Genomic DNA, 21,628 nt, shown 5'->3' with positions numbered 1-21,628 from the left:
AACGGCCTCCATTGCGCAGGCCGTTTTGCATTCAAGGCGTTCGATTTTTCTTGCGGCGCGCCCATTGCCGTGCGACCCACCAGCGCCAATACATCATGACCACGAAGTAGGCGAGGGCGCCCAGCACCAACCCGGACAGCACCGAACCGAGCAAAAACGGTTGCCACAACGTCGACAGCTCACCGCTTATCCATTCCCAGGTCAGTTGATCGGGCAGATGCCGTATCGGCACGTCCATCAGCCACGCACCCACCTTATAAGTGCAAAAAAACACCGCTGGCATGGTGATCGGATTAGTCAGCCAGACCAGGCTCACGGCAATCGGCATGTTGCCGCGCACCATGATTGCCAGCGCCGCGGCCACCAGCATCTGCAACGGGATCGGTAGGAATGCGGTAAACAGACCCACTGCCATTGCTCGAGCAACCGAGTGGCGATTGAGGTGCCAGAGGTTCGGGTCATGCAGCAACTTGCCGAGAAATCGTAAGGATTTGTGTTCCCTGATCCTCGTTGGGTCGGGCATGTAGCGTTTGAATAAGCGCCGGGGCATAAGGCTTCTCGGTCGATTAAGGCGGCAAGTATGTCTGGATTCTACGAACCGCCCATTCAGACTTTGTGACAATTGTTGACGACGGTCGTGCCCAAGACCCGCTATGCCTAAGTGCGCGACTCTCAAGGACGGGCTTATGCGCACAGGGATGATGGCGTTGGCAGTCGGTCTGCTGGCCCCGATAGTTTTGCCAGCCTTGCCGCCGGTCGGGTTGACCGTGTTAATGGCGGTGGTGGGTTTGATGTTGCTGCCGTTTCGCAGCTATCCATTGGCATTTTTATTGTTTGGTTTCACTTGGGCCTGCGTCGGCGCGCAATGGGCGCTGGATGAGCGACTTTCAACCCGTCTGGACGGCGAGACCCGCTGGCTTGAGGGGCGGGTGGTTGGTCTGCCGCACAATGGCGACGGTGTGGTGCGTTTCGAATTGGCTGAGGCGCGCTCGCGTCACGAGAAACTGCCGTCACTGATGCGTCTGGCCTGGTACGCCGGGCCACCGGTCAACAGTGGCGAGCGCTGGCGCCTGGCGGTCAAGCTCAAACGCCCGGCCGGTTTGCTCAATCCGGATGCCTTCGATTACGAAGCCTGGCTGCTGGCGCAACGCATCGGTGCGACCGGTACGATCAAGGATGGCCGGCGTTTGGCCGAGGCGCGGTGGGCGTGGCGCGACAGCATTCGTCAGCGCTTGCTCGCGGTAGACGCGCAGGGGCGGGCAGGCGCACTGGCCGCGCTGGTGCTGGGCGATGGCTCCGGACTCAGCCGCAACGATTGGCAGATTCTGCAGGACACCGGCACCGTCCATTTACTGGTGATTTCCGGCCAGCACATCGCAATGCTGGCGGCGGTGATGTACTTGCTGGTTGCCGGGTTGGCCCGTTATGGGCTGTGGCCGCTGCGCTGGCCGTGGCTGCCGTGGGCCTGTGCGCTGGCGTTCGCCGCGGCGCTCGGTTACGGGCTGCTCGCCGGGTTCGACGTGCCGGTGCGCCGGGCCTGCGTAATGGTCGGGCTGGTGCTGTTGTGGCGTTTGCGCTTTCGCCATCTCGGCGCGTGGTGGCCGCTGTTGCTGGCGTTCAACGCCGTGCTGTTGCTTGATCCGCTGGCCGGTTTGCGCCCCGGTTTCTGGTTGTCGTTCGCGGCGGTGGCGGTGCTGGTCCTTACCTTTGGCGGTCGTCTCGGAGGCTGGCGTTGGTGGCAAACCTGGACGCGGGCGCAGTGGCTCATTGCAATCGGTTTGTGTCCAGTGCTGATGGCGCTGAGTTTGCCGATCAGCCTGAGTGGGCCGTTGGCGAATTTGCTGGCGGTGCCTTGGATCAGTCTGGTGGTGTTACCGCCGGCATTGCTCGGCACTTTATTGTTAGCCGTGCCGTATGTCGGCGAAGGCCTGTTATGGCTGGCCGGAGGTTTGATCAACGGTTTGTTTCGAGCCTTGGCGTTGGTTGCCGGGCAATGGCCTGCGTGGATTGCTCCCTCGATTCCCGCGTGGGCGTTAGCCATGGGCAGTCTCGGAACCCTGCTGTTACTGCTGCCGCGCGGTGTACCGATGCGTCCTCTGGGCTGGCCGTTGCTGCTGGTTCTGGTCGTGCCGCCACGGGAGCAACTGGAGGAAAATTTAGCCGACCTCTGGCAGCTCGACGTCGGCCAGGGCTTGGCGATTCTGATCCGCACCCGGCATCACACCTTGCTCTACGACGCCGGGCCGCGTTTCGGTGATTCCGATCTCGGTGAGCGCGTTGTGGTGCCGGCCTTGCGCAAATTGAGGGTCGAGAAGCTTGATTTGATGCTGCTCAGCCACGCCGATGCCGATCATGCCGGTGGCGCCCTGGCAGTGGCGCGCCACTTGAAGGTGGATCGAGTCATCAGCGGCGATCCGCCCGGGCTGCCAGCCGAACTGAACGCCGAAGCTTGTGAAAGTGGCCGCCGATGGCAGTGGGACGGCGTCAGTTTTCACCTGTGGCAATGGGCGGATGCCCGCGACAGCAACCAGCGCTCCTGCGTATTACAGGTCGAGGCCAACGGCGAGCGCCTGCTGTTGACCGGCGATATCGACACCCATGCCGAACGTGTCCTGCTCGACAGCCCACTGGCAGCACCGACGCAATGGTTGCAAGCGCCGCACCACGGCAGTCGCAGTTCTTCATCGATGGCCTTGCTGAAAGTGTTGAAGCCCGACGCCGTGCTGATTTCCCGAGGCCACGGGAATTCGTTTGGCCACCCCCACCCGACGGTGCTGGCACGCTATCGCAAACAGGGGCTGCGCATTTATGACAGTGCTGAACAGGGCGCCATTCATCTGCAATTGGGCCGCTTCAGGCCACCCTGGACAATGCGCCAACAGCGGCGTTTCTGGCGTGATCCACCGTCATTGGCTCATTGATCGGGGCGCGGACGAAGGCGACGTCACGGTCGTCGGGGCGGCGGGTCTTAATCATGAACCGGTATGGTAAAGTGACGCACTTTTTCGAGGGGACTGTCACTGTGTGGGAATTGGTCAAATCCGGCGGCTGGATGATGTTGCCGATCATTCTGAGTTCCATCGCGGCCATGGCGATTGTCGCCGAGCGCCTGTGGACCCTGCGCGCCAGTCGCGTCACTCCCGAGCATCTGCTGGGTCAGGTCTGGGTCTGGATCAAGGACAAGCAGCTCAATAAAGAAAAACTCAAGGAATTGCGCGCCAATTCGCCGCTGGGGGAAATCCTCGCCGCTGGCCTGGCCAACTCCAAACATGGTCGCGAGATCATGAAAGAGTGCATCGAAGAGGCCGCTGCCCGGGTCATTCACGAGCTTGAACGCTACATAAATGCACTGGGCACCATCGCCGCCATGGCGCCTTTGTTGGGCCTGCTCGGCACCGTACTGGGCATGATCGATATTTTCAGCGCGTTCACCGGTTCCGGCATGGGCACCAACGCCTCGGTGTTGGCCGGCGGTATTTCCAAAGCGCTGATCACCACCGCAGCGGGCCTGATGGTTGGTATTCCGGCGGTTTTCTTCCACCGTTTCCTGCAGCGCCGCATCGATGAACTGGTGGTGGGCATGGAGCAGGAGGCGATCAAACTGGTTGAAGTGGTGCAGGGCGACCGTGACGTCGATCTGGCTGAGGGCAAAGCGTGAAATTCCGTCGCAAACCCCGGGAAACCGTGGACATCAACCTCGCGTCGCTCATTGACGTGGTGTTTATCCTGCTGCTGTTTTTCGTCGTGACCACCACCTTTACCCGTGAAACCCAGTTGCGCGTCGATTTGCCAGAAGCGGTCAGCGGCTCGCCCGCCGAAGATCAGCAGGTCAAGCAGATCGACGTCGCCATCAGCGCCGAGGGCGTGTTTTCGGTGAACAACAAGATTCTGCCGAAAAACGATCTGGCCACCCTGATGGAGGCCATGCAGAAAGAATCCAACGGCGACACCAGCCTGCCGTTGTCGATCAGTGCCGATGGCAAAACTCAACACCAATCGGTGATCACTGCCATGGACGCGGCCGGCAAGCTCGGTTTCAGCCATCTGCGCATGACCACGGTCGAGGCGGCGCCCAAATCCTGATGAGCCTGTCTGATCGCTTGCTCGCCGCGTGGTATCAGGGGCACCCGGCCCTGACGCTGCTGCGGCCGCTGGAAATGTTGTACCGCCGCGTGGTGGTCAACAAACGTCAGCGTTTTCTTGATGGCGAAGGTGAAATCTACCAGCCGCCAGTGCCGCTGATCGTGGTCGGCAACATCACCGTCGGGGGCACGGGCAAGACACCGATGATTCTCTGGCTGATCGAACACTGCCGGCGCAGCGGTTTGCGTGTGGGCGTGGTCAGTCGTGGCTACGGCGCCAAGCCTGCGCAACTGCCATGGCGAGTTGAGGCCGATCAAAGCGCCGATATCGCGGGCGATGAACCGCTGCTGATTGTTCAGCGCACCGGCGTGCCGCTGATGATCGACCCCGATCGCAGCGCCGCCGTCAAAGCCTTGCTCGAAAGCGAACCGCTGGATCTGATTCTTTCCGACGACGGCATGCAGCATTACCGTTTGGCACGGGATCTGGAGTTGGTGCTGATCGACGCCGCCCGAGGTCTGGGCAATAAGCGCTGCCTGCCTGCCGGGCCATTGCGCGAGCCGATTGAACGTCTGCAAAGCGTCGACGGTGTGCTGTTCAACGGTGCGCTCGATGATCGCGACGACGGTTTCGCCTTCCGTCTTCAACCCACCGCGCTGGTCAATCTGCGCAGTGGCGAACGTATGCCGCTCGATCATTTTCCGGCCGGTCAGGCTGTGCACGCGGTCGCCGGGATCGGCAATCCGCAACGTTTCTTCAATACCCTCGAAGCGCTAGACTGGCGACCCGTCCCCCATGCGTTTGCCGACCACGCCGAATACAGCGTGCAGGCCTTGAATTTCACACCGTCATTGCCATTGGTGATGACCGAAAAGGACGCGGTGAAGTGCCGTGCCTTCGCTGCTGCCGACTGGTGGTACCTGGCGGTCGATGCGGTGCCGTCGCCGGCCTTTGTGGCCTGGTTCGACACACAACTGATGCGCCTGTTGCCGGATCGTCTTTTGCCTTAACTCTTTTATCCAGGGAATGTTCATGGACACCAAATTGCTCGACATCCTCGCGTGCCCTATCTGCAAAGGCCCGCTCAAGCTCAGCGCCGACAAAACCGAGCTGATCAGCAAGGGCGCCGGTCTGGCATACCCGATCCGCGACGGCATCCCGGTGATGCTCGAGACCGAAGCCCGCACCTTGACCACCGACGAGCGCCTGGATAAATGACCACAGCCTTCACCGTTGTCATCCCGTCGCGATACGCCTCCACTCGGTTGCCGGGCAAACCGCTGCTGTTGATTGCCGGCAAACCGATGATCCAGCACGTCTGGGAACAGGCGAGCAAAAGCAGCGCCACCCGCGTGGTGGTCGCAACGGACGATGCGCGCATCGTTGAGGCGTGCAAAGGGTTTGGCGCCGAAGTGGTTTTGACCCGTGAAGATCACAACTCCGGCACCGATCGTCTGGCTGAGGTCGCGGCGAAACTGGGGCTTGAACCCGACGCGATCGTGGTCAACGTGCAAGGCGATGAGCCGCTGATTCCACCGAGCGTGATCGATCAGGTTGCCGCCAATCTTGCGGCCCACACCGAAGCGCGGATGGCCACGTTGGCCGAGCCCATCGAGGACGTGGAAACCCTGTTCAACCCGAACGTGGTCAAGGTCGTCAGCGACCTCAACGGCCTGGCGCTGACGTTCAGCCGTGCCACCTTGCCGTGGGCCCGCGATGCCTTCGCCAAGAGCCGCGAGCAACTGCCCGAAGGCGTGCCGTACCGTCGCCACATCGGCATTTATGCCTACCGTGCTGGTTTCTTGCAGGACTTCGTGAGTTGGGGGCCGTGCTGGCTGGAAAACACCGAATCCCTCGAGCAACTGCGTGCCTTGTGGCATGGCGTGCGTATTCATGTGGCTGACGCTCTGATCGCGCCGCCGACCGGTGTCGATACCGCCGAAGACCTCGAGCGCGTTCGTCGCCTGCTGGAGGCCTGATGCGTGTTCTGTTTGTGTGCCTGGGCAACATTTGCCGGTCACCGACTGCCGAAGGCGTGCTGCGCCGCAAACTGCGTGAGGCCGGGTTGGCGGATCAGGTTGAAGTGGCTTCTGCCGGTACCGGTGACTGGCACGTCGGCAACCCGCCGGACAAGCGCAGCCAGGCCGCGGCCAAAGTGCGTGGCTATGACCTGTCGGCGCAGCGCGCGCAACAGGTCAGCCGTGCCGATTTCGCCAGTTACGACCTGATCCTGGCCATGGATAACAGCAATCTGCGCAATCTCAAGGCGTTGCAACCGTCTACCGGCAAAGCCGAACTGGATCTGTTCCTGCGTCGTTATGCCGGTGTGGTCGATGAAGTGCCAGATCCGTATTACGACGGTGATCAAGGTTTTGAGCAGGTGCTGGACCTGATCGAGGCGGCTTGTGACCAGTTGTTGATCGAAGTGAAGGGCCGTTTATGAGTTTGCAGGTGCAACCCCGGGTTTCCCTTAAACCGTTCAACAGCTTTGGCGTTGATGTGCGGGCGCAACTGTATGCCGAAGCCCACAGCGACGCCGATGTGCGTGAGGCGCTGAGCTATGCCGCTGCTCACCAGGTGCCGTTGCTGGTGATCGGTGGCGGCAGTAACTTGCTGCTGACCGCTGACATTGCGGCGCTGGTGCTGCGCATGGCCACACGCGGTATCCGCGTGATCAGTGATGACGGCAACCGTGTGGTGATTGAAGCCGAAGCGGGCGAACCGTGGCATGCGTTTGTGCAACACACCTTGGCACAGGGTTTCTCCGGACTGGAAAACCTCAGCCTGATTCCCGGCACCGTTGGTGCAGCGCCAATGCAGAACATCGGTGCCTACGGTGTCGAGATCAAGGATGTGTTTGCCGGGCTCACCGCGCTGGATCGTCAGAGCGGCGAGCTGCGCGATTTCACCCTGGAAGAATGCAACTTCGCCTACCGCGACAGCCTGTTCAAACAGGAGCTGGGGCGTTGGCTGATTCTGCGGGTGCGCTTCAGACTCGATCGCGTGGCACATCTGCACCTGGAGTACGGCCCGGTGCGTCAGCGCTTGACCGAACAGGGCATCGAACAGCCGACGCCCACCGACGTCAGCCGCGCCATTTGCAGCATTCGCAGCGAAAAACTGCCGGACCCGGCAGTGCTCGGCAATGCTGGCAGCTTCTTCAAGAACCCGCTGGTGTCGGCGGCGCAGGTGTCGCAGATCAAGGAGCAGCATCCGGATCTGGTGGCGTACGCGCAGCCTGACGGGCAGATGAAGCTGGCGGCCGGTTGGCTGATCGAGCGCGCAGGCTGGAAAGGTTTCCGTGAGGCCGATGCCGGCGTGCATAAATTGCAGGCGCTGGTGTTGGTCAATTACGGGGCAGCGACCGGCCTGCAATTGCTCGATCTGGCGCAACGTATCCAGAAAGATATTGCCGAGCGTTTCAATGTCGAGCTGGAAATGGAGCCCAATCGTTATTGAGGCTACGCTTGCCGAACACCATCCGAAGCCCTGCACCGATTAAAAAGTGCAGGGCTTTTTTGTTAACGTTGGGTTAACTTAGCGAGCTAACGATACCAGCCATTTGCTCCATCAAAGGCCCGGTGCAGGCGTTCCCGTCGGCACAAGAGAGCCTCATTAGCCTGAGTCGATCTGCGTGAACCCACCGTTGCTTTTTCGGCAGCAGATTGCTCGACCCCATAACCTCCATGAATATGCGGGCGTGCCCATGATTACCCTGAAACTTAATGGCCAAGACCATTCCCTTGATGTCACCGAAGACATGCCCCTGCTCTGGGCCATTCGCGACGTCGCCGGTTACAACGGCACCAAGTTCGGCTGCGGCATGGGCTTGTGTGGCGCATGCACGATACATATCGACGGCTTGCCGGCACGCAGTTGCATCACGCCGATCGGCTCGGTCGTCGGGCAGAACGTTACGACCATCGACAACCTGCACGCTGATCCGGTCGGGCAAGTCGTCCAGCAAGCCTGGCTCGACAGCGCCGTGGCCCAGTGTGGTTTTTGTCAGGGCGGGCAGATCATGTCGGCCACTGCATTGCTGAAAACCAACCCGAACCCGAGCGACCAACAGATCGAAGAAGCGATGGTTGGCAATATTTGCCGCTGTGGCACTTACAACCGAATCAAAACCGCGATCCGTCAGGCTTCCACTCATTTGAAGGAGGCCAAGGCATGAGTCGTCTACCCCATGATTTCGCCCTGAGCAATCTCAGCCGTCGCGGTTTTCTCAAAGGCGCCACCGCCACCGGTGCACTGGTGTTGGCAGCGAGTTGGGGTTGGCAGGATGCGTTGGCTGAGGACAAACCGAAGAAGTTCGGCGCCGACGGCATGCCCAACGGCTGGATCGACGATCCGAAGGTTTACGTCAGCATCGCCGCTGATGGCACCGTAACCGTGGTCTGCAACCGTTCCGAGATGGGCCAGGGCGTGCGTACCAGTCTGACCATGGTGGTGGCCGACGAGTTGGAGGCCGATTGGGCTCACGTCAAAGTCCAGCAGGCACCGGGCGATGAAGTGCGTTTCGGTAACCAGGACACTGACGGTTCGCGCAGCATGCGCCACTGGTATGAACCGATGCGACGCTGCGGCGCGGCAGCCCGGACGATGCTGGAACAAGCGGCGGCCGAGCAGTGGAAAGTGCCGGTTGGCGAGTGTCACGCACAGTTGCACAAAGTGCTGCATAAACCGTCCGGCCGTGAGCTGGGCTATGGCGAACTTGCCGCTGCGGCCAGTGCGTTGGCGGTGCCGGCGCGTGACAGTCTGCGCCTCAAGCAGCCGTCCGAATTTCGCTACATCGGGAAGGAGGGCACCAAAGCCATCGACGGTGATGACATCGTCAAGGGGCGCGCGGTGTACGGCGCCGATGTGCATTTCGATGGCATGTTGTACGCCACCATTGCCCGGCCAGCGGTGTATGGCGGCAAGGTCAAATCGCTGGATGACAGCGCCGCGCTGAAGGTCCCCGGCGTGCTTAAAGTGATTCAGATCGAAAGTCGTCCGTTGCCCTCGGAGTTCCAGCCGTTGGGCGGAGTCGCGGTGGTCGCCAGTAACACGTGGGCGGCGATCAAGGGGCGCGAGGCGCTGAAGATCGAGTGGGATGACGGCCCGAACGCCAGTTACGACTCGGTTGCCTACCGCAAGGAACTGGAAGCCGCGTCGCTGAAACCCGGCAAAGTGGTGCGCAACACTGGCGATATCGACAAAGCCATGAGCGGCGCCGCGAGCACCCTCCAGGCCTCTTACTATTTGCCGCATCTGGCGCAAGCGCCGATGGAGCCGATGGTCGCGATTGCCCGCTTCAAGGACGGCCTCTGCGAAGCCTGGGCGCCGAGTCAGGCACCGCAGGTTACCCGTGAGCGAATCAGCGAGCGTTTAGGGCTGCCTTTCGACAACGTGACCGTTAATGTCACCTTGCTCGGCGGCGGTTTCGGTCGCAAGTCGAAACCCGACTTTGTCATCGAAGCGGCAATCCTCGCCAAGCAATTCCCCGGCAAAGCCGTGCGGGTACAGTGGACGCGCGAAGATGACGTTCACAATTCTTACTTCCACACCGTGTCCGCTGAATACCTGAAGGCTGGCGTCGATAAGGACGGCATGCCGTCCGGCTGGTTGCACCGCACCGTGGCGCCAAGCATTACCGCGCTGTTCGCGCCGGGCATGAATCATGAAGCGGCGTTCGAGTTGGGCATGGGCTTCACCAACATGGCTTATGCGATTCCCAATGTGCGTCTGGAAAACCCCGAAGCCACGGTGCATACGCGGGTTGGCTGGTATCGCTCGGTGTCGAACATTCCCCATGGTTTCGCGATCCAGAGCTTTGTCGACGAACTGGCGCACAAGGCCGGTGAGGATCCGCTCAAGTACCAGATCAAGCTGCTTGGCCCGGATCGGCAGATCGACCCGCGCACGTTGAGTGAAGAGTGGAATTACGGCGAATCACCTGAGCGCTATCCGATCGACACCGGGCGCATGCGCACCGTGCTGGAAACCGCAGCCAAGGCGGCCGGTTGGGGGCGGAAATTGCCCAAGGGCCGTGGTCTGGGATTGGCGGTGCATTACAGCTTCGTGACTTACGTGGCGGCGGTGATTGAAGTCGAGGTCAAGGATGACGGCACGCTGATCGTGCACAAGGCTGACATCGCTGTGGATTGCGGGCCGCAGATCAACCCTGAACGCATTCGGTCGCAGTTCGAGGGCGCGTGTGTCATGGGCCTGGGGAACGCGGTGCTGGGTGAAATCAGCTTCAAGGACGGTAAGGTTCAGCAAGACAACTTCCACATGTATGAAGTGGCGCGTATGTCGCTGGCGCCCAAGGAAGTCGCGGTGCATCTGGTGACGCCGCCGGGCGATGTGCCATTGGGCGGCGTCGGTGAGCCGGGTGTGCCACCTATCGCGCCGGCGTTGTGCAACGCGATTTTTGCGGCGACGGGCCAACGTATCCGGAACCTGCCAGTGCGTTATCAGTTGCAGGGCTGGCAGAAGGCGAAAGCGTGATGGACAGCGTCGACCTGAACGTCCTGCGCAGCGTGCTCGAATGGCGCCGCGCCGGGCAGAGGGTGGTGCTGTTCAGCGTGGTGCAGACCTGGGGCACCGCGCCCCGGGCTCCTGGCGCGATGTTGGCGTTGCGCGAAGATGGCGTGGTGATCGGCTCGGTGTCGGGTGGGTGTGTCGAGGATGACTTGATCGCCCGTCTGCACGACGGACGCATCGCTACCGACGGGCCGCCCGTGCAATTGATCACTTACGGCGTTACCCGTGAAGAAGCGGCGCGCTTCGGCTTGCCTTGCGGTGGCACGTTGCGTCTGACTGAAGAGCGCGTCGGCGATCCGGCGTGGGTGGCCGAATTGCTCGCACGTTGCGAAGCCCACGAGATTGTGGCGCGTGAGCTGAATATCGACACGGGTGAAGTGGTGTTGTCGCCAGCCAGCCAGTCTGATTCGCTGCTCTTCGACGGCAAAAAACTGCGTGCCATCTATGGTCCGCGTTGGCGTCTGCTGTTGATCGGTGCCGGACAATTGTCGCGTTACGTCGCGGACATGGCGCGGTTGCTGGATTTCGAGGTCTTGATCTGCGATCCGCGCACCGAGTTCGTCTATGGCTGGGAAGAGCATCACGGTCGTTTCGTCCCCGGCATGCCGGATGATGCGGTGTTGAGCATTCAGACCGACGAACGCACGGCAATTGTCGCGCTGACTCACGATCCACGCCTGGATGATATGGCGCTGCTCACTGCGCTCGATTCGCGGGCCTTTTACGTCGGCGCGCTGGGCTCGCGGGTCAACAGCCAGAAGCGTCGGGAAAATCTGGCCCAGCTAGGCTTGTCGGCACAGGCCATCAGTCGATTGCACGGTCCGATCGGGCTGCACATCGGCAGTCATTCGCCGGCGGAAATTGCTTTGTCCTTGCTGGCAGAAATCGTCGCGATCAAAAACGGCGTCGAGCTGAAACAGAAAAGGGCAGTGGAGGGCGCATGAGTCGATCCATTGCTGTGATTGTGCTGGCAGCGGGCGAGGGCCGTCGCTTTCGCGAAGTGGCGGGCGCCGACAAGGATAAATTACTGGCTGATTGCGCCGCACGTGATGGCGCCTTGCGTTCGGTGATCGAGCAGGTCTTGGTCAATCTGCCGGCCAGTCTCGACAAACGAATCCTTGTGACGACTGAAGCGCGGCCGCAGGCAATGCGCATGGCGCAGGCTTATGGCTGCGAGGTGGTGTCAATTGCATCAACCGGGATGGGCGACAGCATTGCAGCGGGTGTGGCGGCGTGTCCGGATGTGGATGGCTGGCTGATCGTGCTGGGGGATATGCCGTTTATCTTGCCGTCGAGTATCGAGCGGGTCGCCGCGGCAATGGCCGATGATGCGGTGAGTGTGCCGGTGCTGGATGGCGAGTTTGGGCATCCAGTAGGGTTCGGTCGTTCGTTGGGGGGGCGGTTGCAGGCGTTGTCCGGTGAGCGCGGCGCCAGACCTTTGTTCAAGCAGGGACGGGTGGTGGAAGTGGTGGTGGAGGATCCCGGGGTGCTTTGGGACATCGATGTGCCGCAGGCCTTGGTCTTTGCTCAACCTTGAGTTCGTTGGAGGTTCTTGATAGCCCTCTCCCGGAAGGCGAGGGGACTGACCAGGCATTTCTTTCGAGGTTTTTTTGCCTGCGATTTATCCGTTTCACGACAAAACCCGCTATCGTCGCCGCCATTCGAAACAGAGGCGAGCATGGGCTATCTACTTTTTGTCACGCTGATCCAGGCGTTTTCTTTCAGTCTGATCGGTGAATACCTGGCCGGTCATGTCGACAGCTACTTCGCGGTGCTGGTGCGTGTGGTGCTGGCCGGGCTGGTGTTCATCCCGCTGACCCGCTGGCGCTCGGTAGAACCGGCGTTCATGCGCGGCATGCTGCTGATCGGCGCCTTGCAGTTCGGTGTGACCTACGTTTGCCTGTACCTGAGCTTCCGGGTGCTGACGGTGCCGGAGGTGTTGCTGTTCACCATCCTCACGCCGTTGCACGTAACGCTGATCGAAGATGCGCTGAATCGCCGCTTCAACCCATGGGCGCTGGTCGCCGCACTGGTGGCGGTGGGCGGCGCGGCGGTGATTCGTTTCGACCGGATCAACCCGGACTTCTTCATGGGCTTCCTGCTGCTGCAACTGGCCAACTTCACCTACGCCGCCGGGCAGGTGCTGTACAAGCATCTGGTGGCAAAACACCCCAGCGATCTGCCGCATTACCGGCGCTTCGGCTTCTTCTATCTCGGTGCGCTGGCGGTGGTGTTGCCAGCGTTCCTGATGTTCGGCAAAGCCAACTTCTTGCCTGAAGCGCCGCTGCAATGGGGGGTGTTGCTGTTCCTCGGTCTGGTCTCGACCGCGTTGGGCATGTACTGGTGGAACAAGGGCGCCTGCATGGTCAACGGCGGGACTTTGGCGGTGATGAACAACCTGCATGTACCGTTGGGCTTGCTGCTGAATCTGCTGATCTGGAATCAGCATGAGGAGCTTGGAAGATTGTTCCTCGGCGCGAGTGTGATTCTGGCGGCAGTGTGGATCAGCCGGTTGGGTATCCGCAAACCACTGGCCAGCGCATAACCCACTGTGGGAGCGAGCCCGCTCCCACCGTTTTTGGTTCGCGGTGTTACATCAAGTGTTTCTGGGCTTCGGGAATGTGGCTTGCACCCAACACCGCCGGCAGCAACCCCGTCCGCAGATCCCCGCCGCTTGGCTGCTGATACAGGCTCAGGCCGAACTCCGGCAACACCGCCAGCAGATAGTCAAAAATATCCCCCTGAATCCGCTCGTAATCGGCCCACGCCGTGGTGCGGGTGAAACAGTAGATTTCCAGGGGAATGCCTTGAGCCGTGGTCTGCATCTGACGGACCATGCAGGTCATGTTCGGCTGGATCTCTGCGTGGCTTTTCAGATACGCCAGCGCATAAGCGCGGAACGTTCCAAGGTTGGTCATGCGTCGACGATTGGCGGACATCGCCGCGACATTGCCCTGGGCTTGGTTCCACGCCTTGAGCTCGGCTTTCTTGCGGCCCATGTAGTCGGTCAGCAGATGTACCTGGCTCAGCTTCTCTTCTTCATCATCGCGAATGAAACGCACACCGCTGGCGTCGATGAACAGGCTGCGTTTGATCCGCCGCCCGCCAGACTGCTGCATGCCGCGCCAGTTTTTGAACGACTCGGACATCAGGCGCCAGGTCGGGATCGAGACAATAGTCTTGTCGAAGTTCTGCACCTTGACCGTGTGCAGGGTGATGTCGACCACGTCGCCATCGGCACCGACTTGTGGCATCTCGATCCAGTCGCCGACCCGCAGCATGTCGTTGCTGGTCAACTGCACGCTGGCGACGAACGACAGCAGCGTGTCCTTGTAGACCAACAGAATCACCGCCGACATCGCGCCCAGACCCGAGAGCAGCAACAGTGGCGAACGGTCGATCAGGGTGGCGACGATGATGATTGCGCCAAACACGTACAAGACCATTTTCGCCAGTTGCACATAGCCCTTGATCGAGCGAGTACGGGCGTGTTCGGTGCGTGCATAGATGTCGAGCAAGGCGTTGAGCAGGGCGGTGACCGACAGCAACAGGAACAGGATGGTGAACGCCAGCGCCACGTTGCCCAGAAAGGTCATGGCGGTGTCACTCAGTTCGGGCACCAGATGCAGGCCGAACTGGATGACCAGCGATGGCGTCATTTGCGCCAGACGCTGAAACACCTTGTTATGGCGAAAATCATTGATCCAGTGCAGCGAAGGCTGGCGGCCGAGCATACGGCTGGCGTGCAGGATCAGGTAGCGCGCCACTCGTCCGAGTACCAGCGCGATCACCAGCAACACTGCCAAAGCCAGGCCGGCCTGCAAGAGTGGATGCTGTTCCAGGGTGCCCCAGAGGTCCTGGGCGTTGAGCCAGAGCTGTTTGAAATCCATAAGAGAAACGATTCTTCTGTAAGACGCGATGGGCGATTAGAGCATTTAAGACGCTGTGTATTACCGTAAGAGACAAATCAGGCAACAAAAAACCACTGATTAGCACCGTTTGTATAAAGAAACTCGGCCTGAGCGCTCGAAACCGGTAACCTATGCAGCTGTTTTTTTGCATATCTTCGAGGTAGCACCCGTGTTTTCCCAATTCGCCCTGCACGAACGCCTGCTCAAAGCCGTGGCCGAGCTGAAATTTGTCGAGCCAACGCCTGTGCAAGCCGCGGCCATTCCGCTGGCGCTCCAGGGGCGTGACCTGCGGGTGACGGCGCAAACCGGTAGCGGCAAGACCGCCGCTTTCGTACTGCCGATCCTCAACCGCCTGATCGGCCCGGCCAAGGTCCGCGTCAGCATCAAAACGCTGATCCTGCTGCCGACCCGTGAACTGGCCCAGCAAACCCTGAAAGAAGTTGAGCGTTTTTCGCAGTTCACCTTCATCAAGTCCGGCCTGATCACCGGCGGTGAAGACTTCAAGGTGCAGGCCGCCATGCTGCGCAAGGTGCCGGACATCCTCATCGGCACCCCAGGCCGGATGATCGAGCAACTCAACGCCGGCAACCTCGATCTGAAAGAAGTTGAAGTGCTGGTTCTCGACGAAGCCGACCGCATGCTCGACATGGGTTTTGCCGAAGACGTGCAGCGTCTGGTCGATGAATGCCCGAACCGTCAGCAGACCATGCTGTTCTCCGCCACCACCGGCGGCTCCGGCCTGCGCGAGATGATCGCCAAGGTGCTGAACAACCCTGAGCACTTGCAGCTCAACGCGGTCAGCCAACTGAACTCGACGACCCGTCAGCAGATCATCACCGCTGACCACAACCAGCACAAAGAACAGATCGTGAACTGGCTGCTGGCCAACGAGACCTATCAGAAAGCAATCATCTTCACCAACACCCGCGCCATGGCCGACCGCATCTATGGTCGTCTGGTGGCTCAGGAATACAAGGCGTTCGTGCTGCACGGCGAGAAAGACCAGAAGGATCGCAAACTGGCGATCGATCGTCTGAAGCAGGGCGGGGTGAAGATTCTGGTAGCGACCGACGTCGCGGCCCGTGGTCTGGATGTCGATGGTCTGGATATGGTGATCAACTTCGACATGCCACGCAGCGGCGACGAATACGTACACCGCATTGGTCGTACCGGTCGTGCCGGTAACGACGGTCTGGCGATCTCGCTGATCTGCCATGGCGACTGGAACCTGATGTCGAGCATCGAGCGTTATCTGAAGCAGAGCTTCGAGCGCCGCACCGTCAAGGAAGTCAAAGGCACCTACGGCGGACCGAAAAAGGTCAAGGCCTCGGGTAAAGCGGTTGGCGTGAAGAAGAAAAAGACCGACGCCAAGGGCGACAAGAAGAAAACTGCCGCCAAGACGCCGACCAAGCGCAAGAGCGTCAATCGTCCGAAGCCGGACTCTCTGGTGAGCAGCGACGGCATGGCCCCGCTCAAGCGCCGCAAGGCGGCAGAGCCAGCGGCTGAGTAAGTCGTTTCAGGCGCACACAAAAAACCCGGACAGTGTCCGGGTTTTTTTACGGCCGGGATTTGTCAGCTCCCGAGCTGCCCGCTGGTGTCGGCATCAAAACGTTGCTTTGCCGTGTCAGCGGCCGGCTTCAGCAGGGCGAGCAGCGCCGCCTCGCTGTACAACCGGGTGCCCGCCAGTTCTTTGGGCGTTGGATCGATTGGAATCAGCACATCTTCACCGTCGGCGTGCAGCCAGATCGCCACAACGTGCAGCGCTGAAACAAACAACACCCGCAGCTCAACGGTTTTACCCTGCAGTTGTGGTGACTGTTCGGCCAGTTTCAGCGCTCCGACAGTCGCGGCGGCGAGCGTCCCGTGGTTCAACGAGGCGAACTCGACGTGACCGCGTACATCGGCCAGTTGCGCATCGGCAATCGTCACGCCATCGGCGAACACCAAGTAATGCCAGTCGCCCACCTTGGCGTCTTTCAGCCCTTTGCCGGTGCTCAGGTCATCCAGACTCAATGAGTAGCCGCGATAGGCTTCGCTGAGGCTGATTTTCGCAGGTGCTGCATTGGCAAACTGGCGATTGGCGCCGAAGCCTTGGTTTTGCAGTGCGGCTTGCAGCGCCGGACGCAGTGTCTGAACGCCGTTGGAAGGCGCCTTTGGATAAGTCAGTTGCATGATGTCGCCCTCCTAGTTTTTGGCGGTGAAGTAAGTGTGGGTCCAGTTGCCGCCGCCGTTATACGAACCGGGGAAAGCGTTCAACGCACGGGTCGAATAGCCATAGATCGAGTCGGCGACCAGCACGTAGTTGCCGTTGGTGCCATAGATCGTCAGGAAGTGCGCACCGCCGCCGTACCAGGCACAGCGCAGGCCGACCGGACGGCCCATGTTGATCTGGTTCTGAATGGCCGACATCTGCAGCGAGCCTTGATTCATGCCGTTGTAACTGCGCGTGGTGCGCAGGGCGGAATCCAGATAGCCGTAAACGTTGCACGGCCCCGGCTGATTGCAGCAGTTGCGATTCAGTTCCGAACTGGCGACACCGCACTGGGTCCAGGACCCGGTGCCGTAATAGTTGCCGACCGAAGCGGAAACGGCCGCCCAGCACCAGTTGGTCTGGGTCTGTTTCTGCATGCTGAAATTGAGGCTTCCAGTGGCGAGGGCGTTGATCTGTTCAGCCGCTTCGACTTCGACCAGTTGCGGGTCAAGCAGATGGCCGCTCAAGCACCTTGGCAGCGTTTCGCCGGTGAATCGGGTTGCTTCATTGGTTAACATTTTTTCAATCCTCCATGAGTGAAAACAAGCGTCCAGCTTGTGTGGTTGTAGCGGTGTTGCCGAGCGATCGGTGGTTAAAGGTTTTCATCTGCGATGAACGGTGCCGATCTCCTTGCTCGAGGTAATCTTAGTTCGAGTATGCGTTTATGCAAGTAAATAAATGCATTGATGCATTTTCAGGGTCAAAAGATCGCAGCCTTCGGCAGCTCCTACAGGGATCGGTGTAGGCGCTGCCGAAGGCTCGGGCCGCGATCGGACGATCTTTTGATTCTGCGGTGATTAACCCTCGGTTTTCTTCTCGGCCGAATCCAGCTCTTTCAAGCGCTGATCGATCAACTGGCACTTGTCCGGCAGATCGGCGCTGGCCGTGCCCAGATCCACTTTCTGCAGCTCGGCGTTGATCTCCCTGGCCTTGGCCGGGTTCTGTTCGGTGAGCTTCGCAACTTCCTTGGCCAGTTGTTCGCGTTTGGCGGTGGCTTCTTCCGGCGTGCAAGCCCAGACGGGCAGGGCGCAGGCGAGCGTGGCGGCGAGGGTGAGCTTGATCAGGGTTTTCATGGGGTAGGCCTTCGTTCCGGTTAAGTCGGGTTAACCGGTTGAGGAGCTTTTCAGGGATAAAGTTCAGCGCAACAAACGTGCTGAACCCATTGACTTGATCGGGTCGAAATTATCTGTTGGATGGTCACTATTTTGAGATCGCTGTTTATCTTCGATGATCAGAATGGCGCTCTTGCAGGGCCATAGCGATTAGCAATTCAGATAACAAATCTGCCCTGTTCTTTAAGTAAACAGCGGATGGCCATGGGCCCCCGCTTTGGCTATTTTGTTCAACCTTCTTTCCCATGACAGCATTCAGACTTGATTGCCGACTCATACCGATCATGATGCCGCACCCACTCCATGATCTCGTCTTCATTCCTGCCCTTGGGCGTCAGATCGAGGTAGTTGTAGGCGCCCACCAACATGTCCAGCCCACGGGCATACGTTGAGTAAGTGTGGAAAATCCCACCTTTATCATCGCGGTAAAACACGCTCAGCCCCGGCATTTCCTCCTCGGCGCTGTCAGTCTTTTCGTAGTTGTAGGTAGCCTTGCCGGCCTCGGCGTCTTCAGCTCGGGCATATACGCCAAAATCGTAGTTGAAATCGGAATCGTCTGACGACACCCAGTCAAACTTCCAGCCCATGCGCCGTTTAAAGTCCTGAAATTCGTTGAACGGGGCGTGGGAAACCGCGACCACTGCAATATCGTGATGGGCCAGATGCAGATTGGCGCCGTCAATGTGATCGCTCAGAAACGAGCAGCCTGGGCAGCCTTCCTCCCAGTCCTTGGCGAACATGAAGTGATAAACAACCAATTGGCTGTTCTTGCCAAACAGATCAGCCAGCTTCAGTTCGCCATTCGGCCCCTGAAAGCGGTAGTCCTTGTCGACCTTCAACCAAGGCAATGCGCGGCGTTCTGCACTGAGGCGATCGCGTTCCCTGGTGAAGGCTTTTTCGTGGGCGAGGTGTTGTTGGCGGGCGGCTAGCCATTCTTCGTGCGATACCACCGGATGATTCTCAATGTTCATGATGATTTCTCCTGCGGGGTTGAAACCGTCTGTTTCAGACTAGTCGTTTAAACCTTGAAGAATTCGACAGACCGCCGGTCGGTCGCATGGGAAAACTTGGCTGAACGGCTACGATCCGCTTGGGTCACAACCTATGAACGCGCCAAAATTCACGTGCACCGGAGGTTGAATCAGGATGACGACTTATAACTGGGGTTTGATTGAGCGCTTGCTGCATGAAGCGCAGAACAGCGCTGGCCATAGCTTCACGCCACGGCCTTATGCCGAACAGGAAGCGGCGCAGACTGCAGCACAAGGTGAGTCGGTAGAGAATCTGGATCATCTGAAAACGTTGGCTTGCGAGTATGAAAAGTTGTTGCTGGATCGCGGTTATTTCGAGCCACGGCCCGAGGATCAGGGCGGCAATGGCGAAAACTTCATTTTGACTCCGCGTGGTTCGAGCCTGCTGAGCCTGATCGACAGCAGCATTCCCGGCAATGATCATCCACGGCAGGTGCTGGATGAACAGGAAGACGCGCTGGACCCGGTCACGTTTGATGACGTGGCTTCCAAAGCGCAGATTGCCTGATAGCCTTTGTGGGGGCGGGCTTGCTCGCGAATGCGGTGTGTCATTCACCCTTTACGTGTCTGATACACCGCCTTCGCGAGCAAGCCCACATTGGTTTGACGTCTGATTCAAGGTTTTTGTGCGGCCTTGAGGCATTTGAGGTCATTGAAGTCTTTACGCACCCCTTCGATTTTCTTGAGCAACCGCTGACGCTGCTGCGGTGTGCTCTCGGCCATCAGGTCCACCGCCAGCGAGCGCGCTTGCGCTTCGGTGTTCGCATAGGCCTTCTGGTAATCCGTTGTCCATAAACGCTCGCGGTTGACCAGAAGTGTCTCGATTCGCTGTGGGAATTCGGCACTTTTACGCTGGGCAACGGCGTTACTGAACTGCTGCTGCCAGTGAGCGCGGTTGGCGATCCATTGGGTGTTCTGGTCGCCCAGCGCGGTCGACCACGCCATTACCCGCTGTTCTTGAGTGACGCTCAATGGCCCGAGCCAGTCGTTGAGGCGTTTGACCATGCGTGCGCCGCGTTCGGCGATCTGCTGGGCAAGCGGCGGGTTCAAATATTCCCGCTGGCGTTTACGCAAATCCTTGGCAAATGCGTCGTTCATTTCCGCGACCTGTTTGTCATCCAAGCCTTGCAGCAACTCGATGGCTGACGGAGTGATTTCCCGTGCGGTTTGAGCAATCGCCTGCTTGGCTTCTTCCGTGCGTGTCTGCAGCGCTGTGTCGGTCACCTGATTGTTTTCAACCATCGTTTGCAGGCGGTCGAGCCAGTCCAGATACTCTGGCAATTGCGTGCTGCAGTGCCAGCTCAGGTGTTCTTTGAGGCGTTCGTTGAACCAGCCTTTCTGCTCGCCGTTCATGTCCAGGTAGTCGCTAAGCGTCCACGGGATGATCACGTCGAGGTTGCGATAAGCCAGGCCGACGCGGCTGCAGGCGCCGAGGGCAAGGGTGAAGATCAAGAGGGTAGCGATATGTTTGAACCAGCGAGACATGGGCGAATCCTTGCGATAGCCAGCCTTGGGGATCTGATTCTTGTGTGAACGCACAATGAACCCGGCAGTTCAGCCGATCAATAGAATGCGTGCTCGGCCTTGAGTGTGACGAGGCCGTCGCACTGGCTGTTGTGTCCGGAGTAGGCCGAGCAATCGCTGCCGCTGAGGCTGGAGTTGCTGTAGATCAGGTTGAGATCGACGCCCATTAACGGCCGTGACAGTTTCACCGACCAATCGGTAAAGTTGCTGACATAACCGCCGTCCACCGCCACCGGTGTATTCAGTTGGTGGGTGGTGTATTTCATGCTGACCCCGATGCCGAACGGTTGGTTGCCGCCAAGATCGGCAAACAACGTGTTGTTCTGTTTGTCCGGGTCGTGGCTCAGGGCGATGCCGAAACGGCTGCCGAGCAGGGTCAGGCCACCGAACAGTTCCTGGCTGTCGAGTGTGTCTACCTCGGGATAGCTGTAGTGGATCATCCCGATTTCATAGCCGAGGGTTTGATCGAAAGGTTGTTTAAAACCGACATAGGAATCGATTTCGAGGTTCTTGCCCGGCGTGATGCCCATGCTCGGCGCGTACTGGCCGAAATACAGGCCACTGTCGTGGCTGAGGTCGAGCCCGCCATGAAACGAGCCCGCGGCCGCCGGTTTGACCAGGCCTTGGGCCATGCTGCGGCTGGGTGTGGTGTCGAGTTTCAGGTCGAAGTCACCAAGTTCACGCTGGAAAACCTGCGCATGCACAGCTGTGCAAGCCATCAGGCTTGAGAGCAATAAACAGGATGATTTGCGCATGCGTCACTCCATGAACAGCGAGCGCAGGGCGGCGGGCCTGCTGAAACGCTTGATCCAGACGCGTGCAAGGATACCGGCGAATGATCGGCATTGATGGCCGTTCGTCGATTTTTGAGTATTTGTTTGTTTTAAACGGGGGGAGTATTGCGTGGTGCCAGTCCAGACGCTTCGAAGCTCAAAGCGCCTCTGGACGGGGGTAAAACCGGGTGTTACTTCTTGCCCAGGCTGATCTGCTTGGACGGGCCGAACGTCTGGCCGCTGACGCCTTTGGCAATTTGCTGAATCTCGCCGCCAGACTTGAGGAATGCGGCGATTTGATCGTTGATCGATTCGCTGGTTTCAACGGCTGGAGCTGGCTTTGCTTTGCTGGTGGATGCTTTTACACGCATGGCGGCCATTAACCTGTAGAAAAGTAACTCGGCCAGGCATC

Annotated in this window: 24 protein-coding genes; 15 read left to right on the top strand and 9 right to left on the bottom strand. The window is 59.5% G+C overall.

All coding sequences use genetic code 11. From position 1 onward, the window contains the following. Positions 1-31: 31 nt before the first annotated feature. Positions 32-550, bottom strand: a complete 519-nt coding sequence (locus tag K5E40_RS29255) for a DUF2062 domain-containing protein (protein WP_221733714.1) — start codon at positions 548-550, stop codon at positions 32-34. Positions 551-686: 136 nt separating this feature from the next. Here K5E40_RS29255 and K5E40_RS29250 point away from each other — a divergent pair, with 136 nt between their 5' ends. From K5E40_RS29250 to K5E40_RS29190, 13 genes are all read left to right on the top strand, one after another. Beyond that, entirely contained in the window at positions 687-2,921 is a 2,235-nt protein-coding gene (locus tag K5E40_RS29250) for a DNA internalization-related competence protein ComEC/Rec2 (protein WP_221733713.1), read from the top strand. Positions 2,922-3,022: 101 nt separating this feature from the next. Next, entirely contained in the window at positions 3,023-3,658 is a 636-nt protein-coding gene (locus K5E40_RS29245; RefSeq protein ID WP_221733720.1) for a MotA/TolQ/ExbB proton channel family protein, read from the top strand. Beyond that, positions 3,655-4,083 (top strand): biopolymer transporter ExbD, encoded by a 429-nt coding sequence (locus K5E40_RS29240; RefSeq protein WP_221733712.1) that lies wholly within the window; start codon positions 3,655-3,657, stop codon positions 4,081-4,083. The genes K5E40_RS29245 and K5E40_RS29240 overlap by 4 nt, the downstream gene beginning before the upstream one ends. Further along, on the top strand, positions 4,083-5,093 hold the full coding sequence (lpxK, locus tag K5E40_RS29235) for a tetraacyldisaccharide 4'-kinase (protein WP_221733711.1): 1,011 nt from the start codon (positions 4,083-4,085) through the stop codon (positions 5,091-5,093). The genes K5E40_RS29240 and lpxK overlap by 1 nt, the downstream gene beginning before the upstream one ends. A gap of 22 nt (positions 5,094-5,115) precedes the next feature. Beyond that, entirely contained in the window at positions 5,116-5,301 is a 186-nt protein-coding gene (locus K5E40_RS29230; protein WP_187677807.1) for a Trm112 family protein, read from the top strand. After that, positions 5,298-6,062, top strand: coding sequence for a 3-deoxy-manno-octulosonate cytidylyltransferase (kdsB, locus tag K5E40_RS29225; protein ID WP_221733710.1), 765 nt, complete (start codon positions 5,298-5,300; stop codon positions 6,060-6,062). The genes K5E40_RS29230 and kdsB overlap by 4 nt, the downstream gene beginning before the upstream one ends. After that, positions 6,062-6,526 carry a low molecular weight protein-tyrosine-phosphatase gene (locus K5E40_RS29220; RefSeq protein ID WP_221733709.1) on the top strand — a complete coding sequence of 155 codons (465 nt, stop codon included), beginning with the start codon at positions 6,062-6,064 and terminating at the stop codon, positions 6,524-6,526. The genes kdsB and K5E40_RS29220 overlap by 1 nt, the downstream gene beginning before the upstream one ends. Beyond that, positions 6,523-7,542, top strand: coding sequence for a UDP-N-acetylmuramate dehydrogenase (murB, locus tag K5E40_RS29215; protein WP_221733708.1), 1,020 nt, complete (start codon positions 6,523-6,525; stop codon positions 7,540-7,542). The genes K5E40_RS29220 and murB overlap by 4 nt, the downstream gene beginning before the upstream one ends. Before the next feature lie 247 nt (positions 7,543-7,789). Beyond that, positions 7,790-8,260, top strand: coding sequence for a (2Fe-2S)-binding protein (locus tag K5E40_RS29210; protein ID WP_221733707.1), 471 nt, complete (start codon positions 7,790-7,792; stop codon positions 8,258-8,260). Beyond that, entirely contained in the window at positions 8,257-10,578 is a 2,322-nt protein-coding gene (locus K5E40_RS29205) for a xanthine dehydrogenase family protein molybdopterin-binding subunit (protein ID WP_221733706.1), read from the top strand. Before K5E40_RS29210 ends, K5E40_RS29205 begins: the two co-directional genes overlap by 4 nt. After that, positions 10,578-11,558, top strand: coding sequence for an XdhC family protein (locus K5E40_RS29200; protein ID WP_221733705.1), 981 nt, complete (start codon positions 10,578-10,580; stop codon positions 11,556-11,558). Before K5E40_RS29205 ends, K5E40_RS29200 begins: the two co-directional genes overlap by 1 nt. Continuing rightward, positions 11,555-12,151, top strand: a complete 597-nt coding sequence (locus K5E40_RS29195; protein ID WP_221733704.1) for a nucleotidyltransferase family protein — start codon at positions 11,555-11,557, stop codon at positions 12,149-12,151. Before K5E40_RS29200 ends, K5E40_RS29195 begins: the two co-directional genes overlap by 4 nt. Before the next feature lie 141 nt (positions 12,152-12,292). Then, positions 12,293-13,159, top strand: a complete 867-nt coding sequence (locus tag K5E40_RS29190) for a carboxylate/amino acid/amine transporter (protein WP_221733703.1) — start codon at positions 12,293-12,295, stop codon at positions 13,157-13,159. A 46-nt stretch (positions 13,160-13,205) separates the two neighbouring features. Here the strand turns inward: K5E40_RS29190 and K5E40_RS29185 are convergent, their stop codons facing one another. Beyond that, positions 13,206-14,504 carry a mechanosensitive ion channel family protein gene (locus K5E40_RS29185; RefSeq protein ID WP_221733702.1) on the bottom strand — a complete coding sequence of 433 codons (1,299 nt, stop codon included), beginning with the start codon at positions 14,502-14,504 and terminating at the stop codon, positions 13,206-13,208. 190 nt (positions 14,505-14,694) lie between these two features. On the opposite strand from K5E40_RS29185, the gene K5E40_RS29180 reads away from it, so the two are divergent. Beyond that, the gene (locus K5E40_RS29180) at positions 14,695-16,035 is read left to right on the top strand and encodes a DEAD/DEAH box helicase (RefSeq protein WP_221733701.1); all 1,341 of its coding nucleotides are present in this window, start codon (positions 14,695-14,697) and stop codon (positions 16,033-16,035) included. Positions 16,036-16,097: 62 nt separating this feature from the next. On the opposite strand, the gene K5E40_RS29175 is transcribed toward K5E40_RS29180, so the two are convergent. The 4 genes from K5E40_RS29175 to K5E40_RS29160 all read right to left on the bottom strand — a co-directional run bounded on the left by K5E40_RS29175 (position 16,098) and on the right by K5E40_RS29160 (position 18,859). Continuing rightward, positions 16,098-16,697, bottom strand: coding sequence for a hypothetical protein (locus K5E40_RS29175; protein WP_221733700.1), 600 nt, complete (start codon positions 16,695-16,697; stop codon positions 16,098-16,100). Between the two features lie 12 nt (positions 16,698-16,709). Next, complete coding sequence (locus K5E40_RS29170; RefSeq protein ID WP_221733699.1) at positions 16,710-17,294, bottom strand: papain-like cysteine protease family protein; 585 nt, start codon at positions 17,292-17,294, stop codon at positions 16,710-16,712. 279 nt (positions 17,295-17,573) lie between these two features. After that, on the bottom strand, positions 17,574-17,849 hold the full coding sequence (locus tag K5E40_RS29165) for a hypothetical protein (RefSeq protein ID WP_221733698.1): 276 nt from the start codon (positions 17,847-17,849) through the stop codon (positions 17,574-17,576). A gap of 269 nt (positions 17,850-18,118) precedes the next feature. Continuing rightward, a complete protein-coding gene (locus tag K5E40_RS29160; RefSeq protein WP_221733697.1) occupies positions 18,119-18,859 on the bottom strand; it encodes a thioredoxin family protein in 741 nt (246 codons plus the stop codon). 175 nt (positions 18,860-19,034) lie between these two features. On the opposite strand from K5E40_RS29160, the gene K5E40_RS29155 reads away from it, so the two are divergent. After that, positions 19,035-19,427, top strand: a complete 393-nt coding sequence (locus K5E40_RS29155) for a transcriptional regulator (protein WP_221733696.1) — start codon at positions 19,035-19,037, stop codon at positions 19,425-19,427. A gap of 107 nt (positions 19,428-19,534) precedes the next feature. On the opposite strand, the gene K5E40_RS29150 is transcribed toward K5E40_RS29155, so the two are convergent. From K5E40_RS29150 to K5E40_RS29140, 3 genes are all read right to left on the bottom strand, one after another. Continuing rightward, a complete protein-coding gene (locus K5E40_RS29150; RefSeq protein ID WP_221733695.1) occupies positions 19,535-20,404 on the bottom strand; it encodes a DUF6279 family lipoprotein in 870 nt (289 codons plus the stop codon). A 77-nt stretch (positions 20,405-20,481) separates the two neighbouring features. Beyond that, the gene (locus tag K5E40_RS29145) at positions 20,482-21,198 is read right to left on the bottom strand and encodes a TorF family putative porin (RefSeq protein ID WP_221733694.1); all 717 of its coding nucleotides are present in this window, start codon (positions 21,196-21,198) and stop codon (positions 20,482-20,484) included. Positions 21,199-21,407: 209 nt separating this feature from the next. After that, complete coding sequence (locus tag K5E40_RS29140) at positions 21,408-21,596, bottom strand: hypothetical protein (protein WP_016985943.1); 189 nt, start codon at positions 21,594-21,596, stop codon at positions 21,408-21,410. Between the last annotated feature and the right edge of the window lie 32 nt (positions 21,597-21,628).

Source organism: Pseudomonas baetica, assembly GCF_019733355.1.
Classification (GTDB): Bacteria; Pseudomonadota; Gammaproteobacteria; order Pseudomonadales; family Pseudomonadaceae; genus Aquipseudomonas; species Aquipseudomonas baetica_A.
Note: the sequence above shows the minus strand (reverse complement) of the source record. Positions and strands in the feature narration are given on the sequence as shown.

What these genes read in the sequence shown, in the direction of transcription:
- K5E40_RS29160 (WP_221733697.1), bottom strand. Translation starts at nt 18,859, where the DNA reads ATGAACATTGAGAATCATCCGGTGGTATCGCACGAAGAATGGCTAGCC.
- K5E40_RS29140 (WP_016985943.1), bottom strand. Translation starts at nt 21,596, where the DNA reads ATGGCCGCCATGCGTGTAAAAGCATCCACCAGCAAAGCAAAGCCAGCT.
- K5E40_RS29185 (WP_221733702.1), bottom strand. Translation starts at nt 14,504, where the DNA reads ATGGATTTCAAACAGCTCTGGCTCAACGCCCAGGACCTCTGGGGCACC.
- K5E40_RS29255 (WP_221733714.1), bottom strand. Translation starts at nt 550, where the DNA reads ATGCCCCGGCGCTTATTCAAACGCTACATGCCCGACCCAACGAGGATC.
- K5E40_RS29205 (WP_221733706.1), top strand. Translation starts at nt 8,257, where the DNA reads ATGAGTCGTCTACCCCATGATTTCGCCCTGAGCAATCTCAGCCGTCGC.
- K5E40_RS29190 (WP_221733703.1), top strand. Translation starts at nt 12,293, where the DNA reads ATGGGCTATCTACTTTTTGTCACGCTGATCCAGGCGTTTTCTTTCAGT.
- K5E40_RS29170 (WP_221733699.1), bottom strand. Translation starts at nt 17,294, where the DNA reads ATGTTAACCAATGAAGCAACCCGATTCACCGGCGAAACGCTGCCAAGG.
- K5E40_RS29250 (WP_221733713.1), top strand. Translation starts at nt 687, where the DNA reads ATGCGCACAGGGATGATGGCGTTGGCAGTCGGTCTGCTGGCCCCGATA.
- K5E40_RS29150 (WP_221733695.1), bottom strand. Translation starts at nt 20,404, where the DNA reads ATGTCTCGCTGGTTCAAACATATCGCTACCCTCTTGATCTTCACCCTT.
- murB (WP_221733708.1), top strand. Translation starts at nt 6,523, where the DNA reads ATGAGTTTGCAGGTGCAACCCCGGGTTTCCCTTAAACCGTTCAACAGC.
- K5E40_RS29200 (WP_221733705.1), top strand. Translation starts at nt 10,578, where the DNA reads ATGGACAGCGTCGACCTGAACGTCCTGCGCAGCGTGCTCGAATGGCGC.
- K5E40_RS29165 (WP_221733698.1), bottom strand. Translation starts at nt 17,849, where the DNA reads ATGAAAACCCTGATCAAGCTCACCCTCGCCGCCACGCTCGCCTGCGCC.
- K5E40_RS29175 (WP_221733700.1), bottom strand. Translation starts at nt 16,697, where the DNA reads ATGCAACTGACTTATCCAAAGGCGCCTTCCAACGGCGTTCAGACACTG.
- K5E40_RS29210 (WP_221733707.1), top strand. Translation starts at nt 7,790, where the DNA reads ATGATTACCCTGAAACTTAATGGCCAAGACCATTCCCTTGATGTCACC.
- lpxK (WP_221733711.1), top strand. Translation starts at nt 4,083, where the DNA reads ATGAGCCTGTCTGATCGCTTGCTCGCCGCGTGGTATCAGGGGCACCCG.
- K5E40_RS29155 (WP_221733696.1), top strand. Translation starts at nt 19,035, where the DNA reads ATGACGACTTATAACTGGGGTTTGATTGAGCGCTTGCTGCATGAAGCG.
- K5E40_RS29145 (WP_221733694.1), bottom strand. Translation starts at nt 21,198, where the DNA reads ATGCGCAAATCATCCTGTTTATTGCTCTCAAGCCTGATGGCTTGCACA.
- K5E40_RS29220 (WP_221733709.1), top strand. Translation starts at nt 6,062, where the DNA reads ATGCGTGTTCTGTTTGTGTGCCTGGGCAACATTTGCCGGTCACCGACT.
- K5E40_RS29230 (WP_187677807.1), top strand. Translation starts at nt 5,116, where the DNA reads ATGGACACCAAATTGCTCGACATCCTCGCGTGCCCTATCTGCAAAGGC.
- kdsB (WP_221733710.1), top strand. Translation starts at nt 5,298, where the DNA reads ATGACCACAGCCTTCACCGTTGTCATCCCGTCGCGATACGCCTCCACT.
- K5E40_RS29195 (WP_221733704.1), top strand. Translation starts at nt 11,555, where the DNA reads ATGAGTCGATCCATTGCTGTGATTGTGCTGGCAGCGGGCGAGGGCCGT.